General features: G+C 36.1%; 17 protein-coding genes and 1 other annotated feature. Of the genes, 6 read left to right on the forward strand and 11 right to left on the reverse strand.

The annotated features are described in order from the left end of the window. Positions 1-181: 181 nt before the first annotated feature. Positions 182-328: a YuzL family protein gene (locus MKY70_RS26035; RefSeq protein WP_002034611.1), complete on the forward strand. Its 147-nt coding sequence runs from the start codon at positions 182-184 to the stop codon at positions 326-328. Positions 329-425: 97 nt separating this feature from the next. Then, the gene (locus MKY70_RS26040; RefSeq protein WP_033713142.1) at positions 426-1,265 is read left to right on the forward strand and encodes a D-alanyl-D-alanine carboxypeptidase family protein; all 840 of its coding nucleotides are present in this window, start codon (positions 426-428) and stop codon (positions 1,263-1,265) included. A 22-nt stretch (positions 1,266-1,287) separates the two neighbouring features. Here the strand turns inward: MKY70_RS26040 and MKY70_RS26045 are convergent, their stop codons facing one another. From MKY70_RS26045 to MKY70_RS26060, 4 genes are all read right to left on the reverse strand, one after another. Then, entirely contained in the window at positions 1,288-2,205 is a 918-nt protein-coding gene (locus MKY70_RS26045; protein WP_002015957.1) for a proline dehydrogenase family protein, read from the reverse strand. A gap of 310 nt (positions 2,206-2,515) precedes the next feature. After that, positions 2,516-2,761, reverse strand: coding sequence for a YusU family protein (locus MKY70_RS26050; RefSeq protein WP_088033224.1), 246 nt, complete (start codon positions 2,759-2,761; stop codon positions 2,516-2,518). Positions 2,762-2,809: 48 nt separating this feature from the next. Next, positions 2,810-3,112, reverse strand: a complete 303-nt coding sequence (locus MKY70_RS26055) for an MTH1187 family thiamine-binding protein (protein WP_001018862.1) — start codon at positions 3,110-3,112, stop codon at positions 2,810-2,812. Positions 3,113-3,189: 77 nt separating this feature from the next. Continuing rightward, positions 3,190-5,190, reverse strand: coding sequence for a methyl-accepting chemotaxis protein (locus tag MKY70_RS26060; RefSeq protein WP_341026054.1), 2,001 nt, complete (start codon positions 5,188-5,190; stop codon positions 3,190-3,192). A 208-nt stretch (positions 5,191-5,398) separates the two neighbouring features. Here MKY70_RS26060 and MKY70_RS26065 point away from each other — a divergent pair, with 208 nt between their 5' ends. Beyond that, on the forward strand, positions 5,399-6,157 hold the full coding sequence (locus tag MKY70_RS26065; RefSeq protein WP_016121009.1) for a TrmB family transcriptional regulator: 759 nt from the start codon (positions 5,399-5,401) through the stop codon (positions 6,155-6,157). Between the two features lie 431 nt (positions 6,158-6,588). On the opposite strand, the gene MKY70_RS26070 is transcribed toward MKY70_RS26065, so the two are convergent. Together MKY70_RS26070 and MKY70_RS26075 are read right to left on the reverse strand one after the other, a co-directional pair. After that, a complete protein-coding gene (locus tag MKY70_RS26070; protein WP_341074630.1) occupies positions 6,589-7,773 on the reverse strand; it encodes an MFS transporter in 1,185 nt (394 codons plus the stop codon). A 110-nt stretch (positions 7,774-7,883) separates the two neighbouring features. Beyond that, the gene (locus MKY70_RS26075) at positions 7,884-9,197 is read right to left on the reverse strand and encodes an APC family permease (protein WP_088033231.1); all 1,314 of its coding nucleotides are present in this window, start codon (positions 9,195-9,197) and stop codon (positions 7,884-7,886) included. 65 nt (positions 9,198-9,262) lie between these two features. Continuing rightward, positions 9,263-9,499 (reverse strand) — a binding site (T-box leader). A gap of 165 nt (positions 9,500-9,664) precedes the next feature. On the opposite strand from MKY70_RS26075, the gene MKY70_RS26080 reads away from it, so the two are divergent. Continuing rightward, positions 9,665-9,892, forward strand: a complete 228-nt coding sequence (locus tag MKY70_RS26080; protein WP_002015964.1) for a hypothetical protein — start codon at positions 9,665-9,667, stop codon at positions 9,890-9,892. 90 nt (positions 9,893-9,982) lie between these two features. Here the strand turns inward: MKY70_RS26080 and MKY70_RS26085 are convergent, their stop codons facing one another. The 3 genes from MKY70_RS26085 to MKY70_RS26095 form a co-directional block, all read right to left on the reverse strand. Further along, a complete protein-coding gene (locus MKY70_RS26085) occupies positions 9,983-10,945 on the reverse strand; it encodes a hypothetical protein (protein ID WP_341074621.1) in 963 nt (320 codons plus the stop codon). Positions 10,946-11,075: 130 nt separating this feature from the next. After that, positions 11,076-11,858 carry a membrane protein insertase YidC gene (yidC, locus tag MKY70_RS26090; protein ID WP_002191109.1) on the reverse strand — a complete coding sequence of 261 codons (783 nt, stop codon included), beginning with the start codon at positions 11,856-11,858 and terminating at the stop codon, positions 11,076-11,078. Between the two features lie 28 nt (positions 11,859-11,886). After that, complete coding sequence (locus MKY70_RS26095) at positions 11,887-12,171, reverse strand: hypothetical protein (RefSeq protein WP_002015967.1); 285 nt, start codon at positions 12,169-12,171, stop codon at positions 11,887-11,889. A gap of 274 nt (positions 12,172-12,445) precedes the next feature. On the opposite strand from MKY70_RS26095, the gene MKY70_RS26100 reads away from it, so the two are divergent. Together MKY70_RS26100 and MKY70_RS26105 are read left to right on the forward strand one after the other, a co-directional pair. After that, complete coding sequence (locus MKY70_RS26100; RefSeq protein ID WP_000530031.1) at positions 12,446-13,339, forward strand: YitT family protein; 894 nt, start codon at positions 12,446-12,448, stop codon at positions 13,337-13,339. A gap of 341 nt (positions 13,340-13,680) precedes the next feature. Next, positions 13,681-14,067, forward strand: coding sequence for a DUF3938 domain-containing protein (locus tag MKY70_RS26105; RefSeq protein WP_088033240.1), 387 nt, complete (start codon positions 13,681-13,683; stop codon positions 14,065-14,067). Between the two features lie 199 nt (positions 14,068-14,266). Here MKY70_RS26105 and MKY70_RS26110 read toward each other — a convergent pair whose 3' ends face one another. Both MKY70_RS26110 and MKY70_RS26115 read right to left on the reverse strand, forming a co-directional pair. Further along, entirely contained in the window at positions 14,267-14,407 is a 141-nt protein-coding gene (locus tag MKY70_RS26110) for a DUF3985 family protein (RefSeq protein WP_002034639.1), read from the reverse strand. A 96-nt stretch (positions 14,408-14,503) separates the two neighbouring features. Continuing rightward, positions 14,504-15,556, reverse strand: coding sequence for a site-2 protease family protein (locus MKY70_RS26115; RefSeq protein WP_140152395.1), 1,053 nt, complete (start codon positions 15,554-15,556; stop codon positions 14,504-14,506). Positions 15,557-15,585: the final 29 nt, after the last annotated feature.

The raw sequence follows: 15,585 nt of genomic DNA on the forward strand, positions 1-15,585 counted from the left end.
AATCAATGAGTGAGCCTCTACTAATAAATATATGATACAGTTTGAATTTTCGCAATATATTTATTGATAAAATTTTCTGAAATAAATATATTTCTTTCATTTGGCTATGCTATACATGTGTATTTTCTTCATTAAAATGCACTTTTCCTTTTTATAATCTGACGAAACTGGAGGAATATATATGGCAAAACTTAAGAAGAACCCTTCAAAAGCTGGAATTAGCGCAGCAAGTGTAACTGGAAATGCAGGTCCGCATAATCACGGTGTTGAAAAAGGGCGTCAAAGTAATAACCAACAATATAAGAAGCATAATATGGGCGAAAAATAACGCTATATTTTTGGGCAGAGAACGTGGCATAATGATTAATGGCTGCTTTTTCTGCCCAATTTATTTGTACATATGGAAAACAAAAGAGGGAACGACGATGAAACGAACAATAATTATGATTGTAATGATTGCCACACTATTTACAGGGATGATTTTCTTCTCTTATGCACAAAGGCAACAAGTTGTAAGAGCAGATCAGCCTAACATTACTGGGCAATACGGGATTACAATCGATGCAGACACAGGTGAAATTTTGTATGGAAAACGGGAAGATGAACGCTCTTATCCGGCTAGTATAGGGAAAATGATGACTACCTTACTCTTACTAGAAAATGTGAAAGAAGATGAAGAAATTACGGTTACAGAGAATGCGATTAAAACGGAAAGTCAAAGTAAGAAGATTAAGCTTCGCGCGGGTGAAAAATTAAAACGTGATGAGGCATTAAAACTTATGCTTATTATTAGTGCAGACCCAATCGCTGAGTCAATTGCAGAACATATCGCAGGATCAAAAAATGAGTTTGTGAAAATGATGAACGCTAGGGCGAAGGAACTTGGGACAAAACATGCGACTTTCAAAAACGCAAGCGGTGCTGATGCACTTGGAAATAAAGTATCACCATATGACATTGCTATTATTACGAAAGAAGCCTTGAAGTATCCGATTGTTTTAGAATATATGAATTCAATACATACAACACTACATACTTCAGAGCGTTCTCCGAAAATCGCAAACTATGGACGGGAAGAACTATATGATGATCCATATGCGATTGGAAGTAAAAGCGGTTTATCAGCACTCGGAAAATACACAGTCGTAACAGTTGATGAAAAAGACGGTAAACGCGTCATTAACGTCGTGTTATCTTCTACTCGTACGCAGCTATATCCTGATACGAAGAAAATGGCGCACTACGCATTTCAGCAATTAAAATAACCAAGGAGTATTTTCTCCTTGGTTATTTTTTGATCATACCTTTTAATACGAACGCAACGTTTGCTGGACGTTCTGCTAGACGGCGCATGAAATAGCCATACCAGTCGTTTCCATAAGGCACGTAAACGCGCATTTTGTAACCTTCTTTTACTAGCTCAAGTTGACGCTCTGTACGAATACCAAATAACATTTGGAATTCAAATTGATCCCTTGGAATATTGTGTTCTTCCGCAAGTTTTTTCGTATATTCAATAATCGCTTCGTCATGTGAAGCAATTGCAGTGTAATTTCCATTTAATAAGTGCATTTTAATAATTTTTTTATAATTGTCATCTACATCTTTCTTTTCCGGGAACGCTACTTCTTCAGGTTCTTTATAGGCCCCTTTTACAAGACGTAAATTAGGATTGTAAGCGTTTAAATCTTCAATATCTTTTTCTGTACGATATAAATAAGCTTGAATAACAGTACCAATATTATCGTATTCAGATTTTAATTGTTTAAAGATATCAATTGTTTTTCCGCAGCGCGTATAGTCTTCCATATCAATTGTAATAAACACACCATTTTCTTTTGCAGCTTCTAAAATACGGCGCATATTGTTCATTACGATTTCGTCAGAAATATCTAATCCCATAGAAGTCATTTTTAAAGAAAGCTGCGAATTAAGACCTTCTCTTCCAATTGCACGAATCGCTTCAATCGATTCGCTAGCCATTTCATTTGCTTCCGCTTCGTTATCAACGAATTCACCTAAATAATCGATTGTTACACAAAGACCTTGCTTATTTAATGCTTTAATTGCAGCTGTCGCTAATTCAATCGTCTCCCCTGCGACGAAGCGACCTGCACCAAAGCGTAAACCGTACTTTTTAGCCAGTTTTGTTAGCGCTTTATTTTTAGACAAGAAAAGAAACGAATTTCGCATTAATTGTTCCATGTAATTCACCCCTACGACTATGATTTATCTGTTTTTTACCCCTCTTCGAAATTATATCATTGTTTAAAATTATTTGATACAAATAATTATTTAGATAATTTATAAAATACTATCAAAACATTTAAAACCCTATATTCTCGTTTGTAAATATGAAGGAAATATTTTTCGACATTCAGAAAAAACGAGTTTACTAGGGAAAAAATGAGCATGCCGAAAATATTCGACATGCTCACAAAACCATTTATATTTCATCTAAATTATATGAGGATATTAATAACAAAAACTTGAGGTAACATTATCTCAAGCCTTCTTACTTCTCATTTCGCTTCTCATCATTCAGCTTTTTAATATTCGTAATTAACTGTACCATCTCTTCTTTTGCATCTGGATACGTCTCATTCCAATGTTTCACTAAAGCTGGCATCGTCTTAGCCATATAAGAATAAAGTGCCCATTTCTGTACCTGCTCTTTTCGCTCTTCGTCGCTCTCTCCAAGTAATAGTTCCGTGTATTTCTCTAGCAAGCCATCAAATTGCTCATTAAACTTTTCACTCATCTTATTTTCCTCCTATATGAAAAAAGCAGCGAAAATCGCTGCTTCTTCTTATAATTTTGATCGAACAGAGTTTAATTTCTTCTCCATCGTACTTACTTTATCACGGCGATCATCGATACGAATTGTTGTCGCAACGCGCTGTGCACCTTTCGTGTATGGAACTTCATGCATTTGTTGAATGACTTCTAAAATGACAGGAAGATCTCCTTCAATAACTGTATTCATCGGTGTTAATTGATACTTCACGCGATCAGCATTTTTCTCTAGCACCTTTTGTACTTCTGCTACATATTCACTAACACTTGGATTACCTGTTCCTACTGGAATAATCGATACATCAACAATTGCCATAGTAACTTACCTCCTATAATCGCTTCTTATATATCCATTGTCTATTTTACCGAAATCCTCATCATTTTACTAATACATTACTCTTCTACTTTAAACTGCTCAACCAATCTTTCTAAGTCCCGCATATTCTCTGTCAAACTTTCCATCGTATGAGCTACTTTTTCTAAATGATTCACTTGTGACTCAGTTGCTGCATTTACCTCTTCAGAAACAGCCGCACTCTCTTGACTCGTGCTACCAATTGTTTGCATAACTTCTGTAATTTCTTCTTGCTCGTGACCTATGTTATTTACCTCTTCTACAATTTTTTCAACTGAGGTACTAATAGTATTTACAACTGACATAATTGTGCGGAATTCTGTCTCCGCCTCTGTCGTAACTTTATTTTGTATATCCGCAATGTCTTTCAATTTACTTACAACTTCTACAACTCGTTTTACTTCTAACTGCACATCGCTAATCATTATTGTAATCTCACCCGTTGCCTCTTTTGATTGTTCAGCTAATTTCCGAACCTCTTCCGCAACAACAGCAAAGCCCTTACCTTGCTCACCTGCACGTGCTGCTTCAATTGAAGCGTTTAAAGCCAGTAAATTCGTTTGATCCGAAAGACCTTTTATAAGTTCTACCACATTTTGAATCGATCCAACCCTTTGCTCTAACTTACCGGACGCTTCTTCCGTATGAACAACGATAGAAGATGATTGTTCTCTTGTACGAACTAAATTACGCATCGTATTTAATCCTTGCTTAGATGCCTCTTCAGCTTTGCCAGCCACTCCTTTTATTTCACCAACGGAGTTATTCATTTGTTCCACTGACTGCGCCATATTCTCGAGCTGTTCTGAAACTTCATCTACACTATTAGCAAGAGTAGACGCGCCTCCGCTCACATCATCCATTGCACCTGAAACTTCTCTACTAGCTGCTACAGTTTCATTCGTTAAATAATGCAGATTGTGAGTCGATTTCTGTACTGTCGATACACTATTTTTAATTTTACTTACCATTTCATTCATTTGCCCAACCATATCATTAAAGTGAGTCGTAAGCGTACCAACCTCATCTTTACTTGTCACTTTCATTTGCAACGTTAAATCACCTTCCGCTACTTTTTGAACGTGATTCGTTAATAATTGTAACGGTCTCGCTAATCTTCTTGAGAATACATATGAAGCTACTATTCCAACTAATAAACTAATACATGCCATTATAATAACTGTATTTCTTGTTTCTATTAGTAAGTTATCAATGGACTCTTTCGGATATACAATCCCGATTTTCCATTTCATCTTATCAAACAATTGACTATAGGCTACTACATCTTTTCCACCTAATGTCGCCGCCGCAAATTTCGTTTCATCTTTATTTAAACTTTTAACAAGTGGTTCTTTCGAAACATCTTTTCCTACTTTCTCCGGGTACACAATGGCAATATTTTTATCATTTATAACAAACATTTCTCCGCCATTATTATATTGAATATTATGGAGTAGCTTTTGAATCGTTCCTAGTGATACATCCATTGCTACAACACCTAACACAGAACCATCTTGTCCGACAATGGCTTTTGAAACTCCAATACTTAACTTACCCGTCGCGATTTCATATTGTGGTTCTCCCCAAATAGTCGATTCTGTAGCTGCTTCTGACGCTTTATACCAAGGGCGACTCGTCGGATCATATCCTTCTGGAACTGTCCCACCATCTGCAAGATTTGCACTCAACGTTTTTTTATCTTTCGTCCCAATGTAGACATCTAAAATATCAGGATGATTCTTTTTAAACCTTGAAAATTCCTTTAAAATAAAACTCTCCTCTTCTGGAGTAACCCCATCTTGTAGCATGTTTTGAATATCATCATGAGATCCATAATGACCCATATCTTCTTCAATTCGCTGCATAAATGCAGTTAACTGCTCTGTCACAAGATCCATCGTATTTTCAGAATACTGGTCTAAGGAGTGCGTTTCTTTCTCTTTTTGCAATTGATACACAGCTGTACCTAATATTACAAACATCATAGAAATAAGTACCGAAAATACTACTGCAATTTTTAAACGTAAACTTCTCAACATATTCCCTCAAGCATCCCCTTCTCGGTAAAATTTAATCGCATTAATCACTATATTAAGTATAATAGATAAATTAGAAAGCTCAATCCATATAGTTTAAAAAATTGAAATTTATTCTCATTTCAATCAACCTACTTGTTATCTCAACACTTGTGTAAAAACAAATAGTTCATTATCCTTAACATATAATCTCATTCGTTCGGAGGGAACTATGCTACAAAAATTCGGTTTCTCACAATATGAAAGCCAAGCTTATGAAGTTGTCGTATCAAGCAATGACCCATTAGATGCAACAACTATCGTTAAACATTCAGGTGTTCCAAAAGCAAAAATATACGAAGTGTTAGCACGACTCATTGATAAAGGGATGGTAATGGATTCTGTTTCTGAGAAGAAAAAATTGTATACAGCATTACCACTCAAGCTAGCAATTGAAAAGTTAACGACAGAATTCCAATCTAATATTAAAGAACTTGAAAATAATATTTCTAAAAAATCATTTACAGATGACCGCGTTTGGAGTTTAAAAATGCAGTCTTCTATTAAAGTACAAAGTAGGCAACTTATAGAAGATGCGAAAGAATCCATACGCATCTCCGCATGGAACGATACCCTTTTAGAATATCTTCCTTTACTAGAACAAAAAGAAAAACAAGGCGTCCAAGTCGAGTCCCTCATAGTTGGAAAAGTGGAAACTGACTTAGAAAACATGCATTTTTTAATCCCAGCTCAAGAACCTAACGCATTAGAGCGTTATTTACTACTCATCGTTGACGATCGTGAAATTTTATTTGCTGGTGTAGAGCAAGAATCATGGCAAGCGATGAAAACAATGTCACAACCTTTCGTGAAGTTCTTTACGGAGTTCTTCTATCATGACGTTGCACTTGCGAAGATTACAGAGAAGCACCATGATCTCTTTATGCAGGATGAGGAAATTAAGGAATTGTTGATGAAGTTGAGGTATTAACAAATCCAAAAATCGATTCTACCATTTGAATAGATAATATAATTTTTCATACAAAAAAAGCTGTACCAAGCGGAGTTTTACATACTCATTTGGTACAGCTCTTTTTTACGCTTTCGCTAATTTAATTTTATGTAGTTGGTTTTTCGGATGGTTTTGATTTGTAAATACAGAACGTTCATTTTACGATTTTTTTTGCTCCTTTATCTCCATCAAAAGCTCAATAATCTTCTCATTTTGCTCTACTTGTTTCTCAGAATTTTGATAGATGAAACGAATCCATCTAAATACAAAAATAATAAGAAATAATGGGACTAAAGAAATTAGAAAACCAATAATTGAAAAATTAGACTCCATATACTATCACCTCGCTATATATTCCCTTCTCCATTTCTCTACTAACCCCTGCAATTTTTCACACAAAAAAGAACCTATCAAATGATAGATTCTTCTTTCGTAAGCTGATTCGAACGTCCTCTCGTAATAGAGAAAATCGCACAAAGCAGTGCCAATATAATGAAAACGCCGCCTACCCAAGCGTTATATATAACAGATGATTTCTCAATAACAACTCCGCCCACTGTTGAGCCAAGTGCAATTCCTAAATGAAGTGCAGAGTTATTTAAACCTTGCTGAATACCAGCTGATTCTGGCGCAATTTCAATTAAATGGTTTTGCTGTGCTGGCGAAATTGCCCAGCTCAGCATACTCCAAAGCCCCATCATAATAATGAAAAGCGGGAATGAGAATCTCATCATCGGCAACATAAAGATTGCACATGCAAATACGATAATGATGGAAATAATACTTTTCTTCGATCCCCATTTATCAGCAAGCCAGCCGCCAAGGCCACCTCCAAGTACCGCTGCAATTCCGAAAATGAAGTAAAACACACTAATCCAATTTGCTTCAACATGCATCACATCTTTTAGAAACGGCGTTAAATATGCGTATAGCGTTAAATGACCTGTTAAAAATAAAAATGATGTTAACTGTGCACTTACAATTTTTTTATCCTTTAACGTAGCAATTTGTTCTCTTATCGATAGTACTGATGTCGGTGGTACTTTCGTTAAAAATAATGAAATACAAGCGATTGCTATAACTGTTAATACCGAAATTAATACAAATGGTGCACGCCATCCATATGCATTTCCGAGCACAAGACCTAGCGGTACTCCAAGTACGAGTGATCCACTAATACCCATGAAAATGATTCCAATTGCACGCGCACGGAAATGCGGCTCTACTACACTAGAAGCAAGTGTTACCGATAGTGCAATAATAAGCGATCCACTCGCTGCACAAATTACTCTCGAGAACATTAACATCTCGTAATTCACACTAAATGCCGAAATGATATTTCCAATTAAGAAAATTGATAATGCCACAACATACAATTTCTTTCTTTCAAACTTGCCTGTTAATGCTAATAAAACTGGCCCCGATAGAGCAAATACTACTGAAAATATTGTAATAAGCTGACCAGCTGCACTAATCGACACACCTAAATCATTAGCAACTAAATCAAGCGTTCCTCCTATAATTAGCTCAACCGTTCCGACTACGAAAGCCGCAATAGCTAAAATATATACACGAAAATTCAAGCCTTTCCCCACACTTTCTCTTTTGGTTACTACCATTATAGTAACCAAAAGAGAAAGTGGACGCAAGTACAAATTTTTTTACAGCAAAAAAGCAGGCGTATAATACGCCTGCCCTTCAATCATTAAACTCCAGTTTCTTTCTTCTTATTTAAGTACCAATATACCGGAAGTCCAGTAAATACAATTCCAATTGATAAGAAGCAGCTTACCGGATCGTTAATAATCGCACTTCCAAGTACAAACAATGATCCTAAAATCGCGACGATTGGTACGATTGGGAATAACGGTACACTGTATGCACGCTCTTTATTCTTGTTACGTTTTCTTAAAATGAAGACACCTATAAATGTCATTACATAGAAAATATAAATAATGAATACGGAAATCTCGGATAGCTTATTCGGATCACTAATAATCATTAAAATAATTCCTAATATGATTTCAACAGTAATCGCATTCGCTGGTGTTTTAAATCTTGGGCTTTCCTTTGCAATAAACCTAGAAAACGGAAGATGTCCACGCTCTGCCATCGACATCGGAATACGTGGGAATGTTAAAATCTTTCCATTTAAACAACCGAAAATAGAAATGATAATACCGATACTAATAATTTTCCCGCCATATTCTCCAAGTAACATTCCCGCAGCTGTCGCCGTTGCGTTTTCTCCAAGGGCTACAATTTTCGCTGCTGGTAATACATTTAATAACGCTAAGTTAATTAATACGTAAGCAGCTGTTACAATTAAAATCCCAACTGTCATTGCCTTCGGTAATAACTTTGTTGGATTCTTCATTTCTCCGCCAATAGAAGCAAGCAAAATCCAGCCATCATAGGCAAATAAAGTTGCTAAAATTGCCATCCCGATACTTTGATTTTCTGATATCGGTACAACTACGTTGAAGATATCACTATTCCCTTTCCAAAACCCTAGCACAACAATTAATATAATTGGAATCATCTTCCCAACTGTCGTAACCGTTTGGACGATGCCCCCATATTTTGTTCCCAAACTATTTATAACGCCTAGGAACACAACTGTTCCAATTGCGATTGGTAAATTCCAGACTTTATCTAAATAGAAAAAATTGATCATTAAAGAACTAAAATACAAACCTAACGTTCCAATAATAGCTGGTCCATAAACAATTGTTTGCATCCAGCCAGATAAATACCCCCAAAAACTTCCGTAAATCTCCTCTAAATACGTATACAACCCACCATTTTTCGGAATTTGCGCTCCAATTTCGGCTACTGTTAAACCACTTGCTAACGTCAACAGACCACCAATTACCCAAGCAAGAATAGCCATATTAGAACTCCCTGAGTAATCTAATACGCTCCCTGGTTTCATAAACACACCAGACCCAATAATAGTTCCTACTACGATAGAAAGTGCTACTGTTAAACCAATTTTGTTTTTCTCATCATGATGCATGCTGCGTATCCTCCTTCCAATTCTAGTGTGATGCAAAAATGAAATAAAAAAACACTCCTCCCTAAAAAAGGGACGAGTGTTGTATTCGTGGTTCCACCCTTGTTTCAATTAGTAAAGTGACACACTTCACCAATTTCTCAAGTCTAAATAACGGTTTTTGCCGGCATGCAATTACTAGATATACGTTCACTGCTGCAGTTCAGAGGTGGTAATCGATTTTCCCGTATTAGGAAGCTCACAGCCAAAGGCCTCCCTCTCTGATAATCGTAAAAAATTGATCATATCCTCATCATCACTTCTTGATGTCGAATTTTGTAGTTGTTTCCCATTATATTGAATTGTTAGAAAAAATAAATATATTTTTTATATAACATAAGAAACATTTCTCTTCTTATATTATAACAGAAGTTCCGACACTTCTCTAATTCCCTAAAAATGGTATAATTCATGTAGGAGGTGTACTAATAATGATTGCTATTTTTTGTATCATCGCTACGGTTCTTTCTTTTATATTCGCTATCATGTATCGATATAAGTATCCTGGTTATAGCATTTTAGCGGTAGCTATTATACCAGCTGCTTCCTTCTACGTATTAGGTAAATACCAATATACTGAAGTGTTTATCGGTTTTGCAATCTTCTACTGCATCTTTGGATACATACTAACAATGAAAAGAATTTCAATGAATCATTAAAAGGGACCGATTTCTGCTTACAGAAATCGGTCCTCGCATTTGTCATATGTACCTTTCGGTTGCCCACACGAAAGATACTACATAGTTCAATTATTTATCATCTTTTTTCATAAAAAATTTATGATTTGGAAGATCCACATTTAAATCTGCTAATTGTTTCTTTTCCTTTTCTAGAATCGCTTTCGCTTTTTCTTTTGTCGCCTCATCTAAGTTTGCAAAGATGTCTTCATGCTTCCCTTTCTCTGGAAGATTCACACCTAGTTTTGTCAATTCTTCTTTCGCTTGCTCGCGAGTTAATTTTCCGGACTTTTCTTGCTCAAAAATAGACTTCGCTTTTTCTTTTGTCGCCTCATCTAGATTCGCGAACATATCACCGTGCTTCCCTTTCTCTGGGAACTTCACACCTAGTTCTTTCAACTTCGCTTTCGCTTGCTCACGAGTTAGTGTTCCAGACTTTTCTTGCTTCAAAATTGCTTCCGCTTTTTCTTTTGTCGCCTCATCTAAATCCGTGAACATGTCACCGTGCTTCCCTTTCTCTGGAAGCGTTACGCCTAATTCTTTCAATTTCTCTTTCACTTGCTCATGCGTTAATGCTCCGGACTTTTCTTGCTCAAAAATGGACTTCGCTTTTTCTTTTGTCGCCTCATCTAAATTCGCGAATATATCTTTGTGCTTACCTTTCTCTGGGAATTTCACGCCTAGCTTTGTTAATTCCTCATTTGCTTGTTCGCGAGTTAATTTCCCGGATTTTTCTTGCTCTAGAATCGACTTCGCTTTTTCTTTTGTCGCCTCATCTAAGTCCGCAAGCATGTCTTTGCGTTTCTCCTTCTCTAGAAGTTTCACACCTAATCCCTCTAACTGTTTCTTTGTATCATCCATAATCGTTTTTACTTTTTGTTTTGTCGCTTCATCTAAATCCTTCTTCGCAGTTTTTGTAACTTGCTCGGCCGCTGGAGTATTCGTTGCCGCAAACGCTGGTATGCAAGCTCCTCCTATAATTCCAAATGATAAAGCACCTGCAATTGCTACATACCCAACTGTTTTCTTCTTCATAGGAAATTTCCTCCTTCATATTTCTAAAGCATGTACACTTTCGTATACAATGCCAATAGTAATGTTGGTTTCTTAAAATTTCCTTAACGATTTAAATAAAAAAACACCGCTCATCACGAGCGGCGTTTTTCTAAGCTTTTTGTAATTGTAATTCTTCACGTTCCATTATTTTTCTTAATACAATTGTTTGTGTCATTGTAAATAAGTTACCTGTAATCCAATACAGCACCAGTCCTGATGGCGCCGCAAATCCCATAAATAGAATCATTGCAGGCATCATAATTTGCTGTATTTTCAGCATTTGAACTTGTTCTCCAGGCGTTACATTTGATTGGAACACCTTCATTTGAATAAATGTTGTTAACGCTGCGATAATCGGTAATATATGATATGGATCTGCATGTCCTAGGTTCACCCATAAAAATGAAGATGTACGAATCTCTTCAGTTCGGCTAATCGCATAATACAAAGCAGAGAAAATCGGCATTTGTATAAAGATTGGCCAGCACCCAGCTAACGGATTCCAACCGCCTGATTTCATTAGTTCTGACATTTCTTTTTGATACTGCTTTTGTTTTTCAAGATCTTTACCCACATCACCGTATTTCTGTTTCAGCTTCTGTAATTCAGGTTGCATTTTTTTCATTTTCGCTTGGCTACGATATTGCGAAACAGCTAATGGAATCATTGCTGAACGAATAACGAGCGTCATGATAATGATGGCAATCCCGAAGCTAGCTCCAGGTATATGATGAGCAACAAATTGAATCATAAATGAGATTGGATATACGAAATAATGGTTCCAAATTCCCGTACTATGTGAATCAATTGTACCTGCATTACTGCAGCCAGATAAAACAAAAACAAGTAATAATGATAAACTAATGAGCCTAGCTCGGTATGATTTTAACATGTTCATTCCTCCAATGTTTCGTAATTAATTAGCGAAACATTGGTGTATACGGACCTACCTCGTCACTCTCTCCACTCGATTCTTGTCTGCGGACAGAACGAATCATTCCATATTTATAAAAAATAGAAAATAGCGGTACATTTCTTGTACCCTCTTCACACGTATCTACTAGTTTAAAAGCTCTCTGCCTACCGCTCGATGCTTGCTGACGCACAAAGCGAGAAACGTTAGCAAGAAAAAAGACTTCTAATACACAAAGCGCTGTCGTTACAAACGATATATATAGAATTGCATCCTGCAATAAAAATTCCATCGCTTCACATCCTTAATAAAGTCATTTTAGCATATTCAGCAAACATTCTCTATTTCCTTTTGTTCTCAAAAGTTTTTTTGCATATTTTCTCAAAAAATTATGCTAGAAAACTAATGTATCCGCTTTCTTTAGTATATTCACACGTATCTTTGAATAGGTTTAATTTGTTAGAAATTTATAAAATTTTTGCATTATAATAAAACTATTGCCAGTTTTTGAAAAAAGCTTTATTCTCTTCTTGTAATCAAAAATGAATATGGAGATGAAACATACTATGGGTCAACTAGGAGACGCCGATTACGTTCCCGACACCGCCTTTTTATCCTTCCCAGCAGCTAAAACATTTCATTTAGAATTCATCATACAGTTAGTTGTTATTTTTATAGCTTCTATTTTGTATGCAATTTCTATGAATATGTTTTTTATCCCGCATAATATGATTAGCGGTGGATTCGCTGGTGTAGGGATGATTATCGGTTATTTAATGCACTACAATATCGGAGCACTTATCTTTTTACTAAACATTCCGCTTCTTATTTTAAGTCACTTTTACTTAGGAAAGAAGACAACCTTTTTAACGGCATACTTTGTGGCTGTATCATCTTTAGCGATGAACATTATCCCAGTACACCAAGTTTCAGATGATATTTTGCTGTCTTCTGTATTCGGTGGTGTCATCTGCGGTGCTGCCTCAGGAATCATATTCCGATTTGCTTCTTCAACAGGTGGTTTTGATGTTGTTGGATTGATTGTAGCGAAACATCGCGATGTTTCAATTGGAGCAATCATCTTTGGATTCAACTTAATCTTACTTGTTGCAGCAGGATTTATTTTCGGATGGGATATTACGCTTTATACGTTAATTAGTCGGTTTGTAGTCAGCAAAGTAATTGATGCCGTGCATACAAAACATATTAAATTAACGATAATGACAATTACAGAAAAAGGTGAGGAAATAAAAAGCTCACTATTACATCACGGCATACGTGGCGTAACAATGGTAGATGCTGTCGGCGGCTATACAAACCATAAGAAAAAAATGATTTACACTGTCGTAACTCGCTACGAGTTGGGCGAAATGAAACGTATTATCCGCCAAGTGGATAATAAAGCATTTATGAACATTACTGAAACAGTTGAAATTGTCGGCCGTTTCAAACGTATATAAAAAGGCGCAAGGAACTACAATTCCTTGCGTTTTTTATTTTTTACACTTATTACAAAATCAGATAATTCTATTAGTGTGGCAATAAATGTGTTATAATAAAAGTAGACTTACAAAAAAGAGTATATAGACTTGGAAGTTTCTCTTATTTATATAAGCAAAAAGAAACAAGAAGTCGTGTATATTTCAGACACCATACACGTAACGGCTTAAAAAAGCTGCTCATCTTAGTTATTCTTCACTGATCTTTTTATAAAAAGATTCGTACAACTAAAATTCACTTCAATATACTATACCTACCTTTTTGACTTCCAAATCATCTTATTACATAAGGAGATGAACATATGAATCAATATATACGATACACACTAGCTGTCCTATTTGCCATCGTCGGCGGCGTGATCTGTTTCTGGACAAACACAGAGCTTGGAGAGAATATCATTTTTAATGGAATCGAAACCCTTGTAAGCGCTTCAATTTTAGGCGGATACATTTTCTTCCTCTTCAATCCAGAAGAAAATGCTCAAAAAACAATGTTATTAACAATGATCGGAATCGTTGGTGGATGTATTTCCTACTCAATGACAAACTATACATTACCACTTCAATTAAGCTCAGCTTTCTTCCACGGTCTATGGACTTGGTTTATCGCATTCTGCCTAGCAGACGTATTCAATCTATTACAGGACACTGAAGAAGATAGCAGTCGCCAAATTGAAAGCAACTCTTAAGCTGGAAGATACTCTTCCAGCTTTTTGTTTGCTATCCCCCGTGCATACTCTAATTGGTATTTACCAAAATATATCAGCGATTCCTCGATTATATCGACCGTTTCGACACTTATATCGGCGATTTTTTCATTATATCGACGTTTCGACACGGGATATCGATTTACCGACATCCTTCGCCATCCCTAAAGCACAACATACCCTATCCCCCAAGCAGCTTACTGCCGAACTCTACAATTAAAAAGATAATTAATAGGACTGCGAGTATCTTTACTGCTACATATGCCACTTTAAAAATCACATAAATGAGTAAGACTAGCAAAATAATCGCTAAAATTTCCATATATAACTCCTCCAAGCTTTGCTCTTCTTACCTCATTTTACTCGCCCCGAACTTTTTATGGAACGGCATAAGATTACATATAGAAAAGAGGATACCTCACCCATCGTAAGATACCCTCTCCTTCAACTGCTCGAACCACTCTCTATCCAATTGTAAATATCCTATTTCACTCTTCTCAGCGCTCTTCAATTCTTTATCTGCTTTCTTCATATAAATATGGCATGCTTCCATATCTTGCTCTAAATATTTGATAATTCCTTGCGTACGGTAATACCCATGTAAGTCCAGCCTTGTAATTGCCTTCGCATGATTCTTCGCTTCTTGCAAGTAAAGATTTTCCTGCTGATAAAGTACTCTATATAAAAGATACCAACTATGAAAACTACCAACAAAATATTTATTTTCTTTTGTCACAGGTAACTGCACAATTTTCTCTAAATGCACTATCGCTTTTTCCATTCCCTCTTGATCAGCTCGGGCATAAAATACGAGCATAAGTCCGCTCATTATTTCTCTTATACTTTTATCCTCTTTTATTTTTTCTTCACTAATTTCTACTAATCTCTCATCCCAATCTTTCGGCCGTTTGTAGCTTAATAATTCACCCGATACTTGAATATTATATAAATGCCCTCTAGCCCCTTCATCATCTTTAATTAAAATGAGAAATTGCATGCCATCGCTCAGGAATGTTCCTTTTATCGGCACTATTGTAACGGCAAAAATCGTAAAGTGTAAAACGGAAAAATATAAAAGATATTGATAATAACTAACCATGTATATGTAACCTGAAGTAATACCGAATAGTACACTTGTAATCGGTCCACCTAAAGTCATCCACGCCCATTTTTTTGAAAGGTTCGGTGTCTCTATAGAAGGCGGCACTAGCATCGCAACGCCTCCAAAGTACTCCCATAATTTATTTTCTCGAATTCGTATTTTTCCTTTCTCATTTTGCACAGTAATAGGTCCTACTGCCATAAATTTAAATTTCAAACCGCCCATCAAGCCGAATATTACATGCCCTAATTCATGAATAGCCACCACAAGCAATGCAATCCCGAAAAAGGTCCATATTTCTATAATTTGCTGTACTTTTTCTATTCGAATAAATCCGTATACAGCGGAGCAAACGAAAGCAACGAACATTAAAAAAGCAGGTCTTCTTAAAACATCCA

The sequence above is a fragment of the Bacillus sp. FSL R9-9492 genome, from assembly GCF_038007365.1.
GTDB lineage: Bacteria > Bacillota > Bacilli > Bacillales > Bacillaceae_G > Bacillus_A > Bacillus_A mycoides.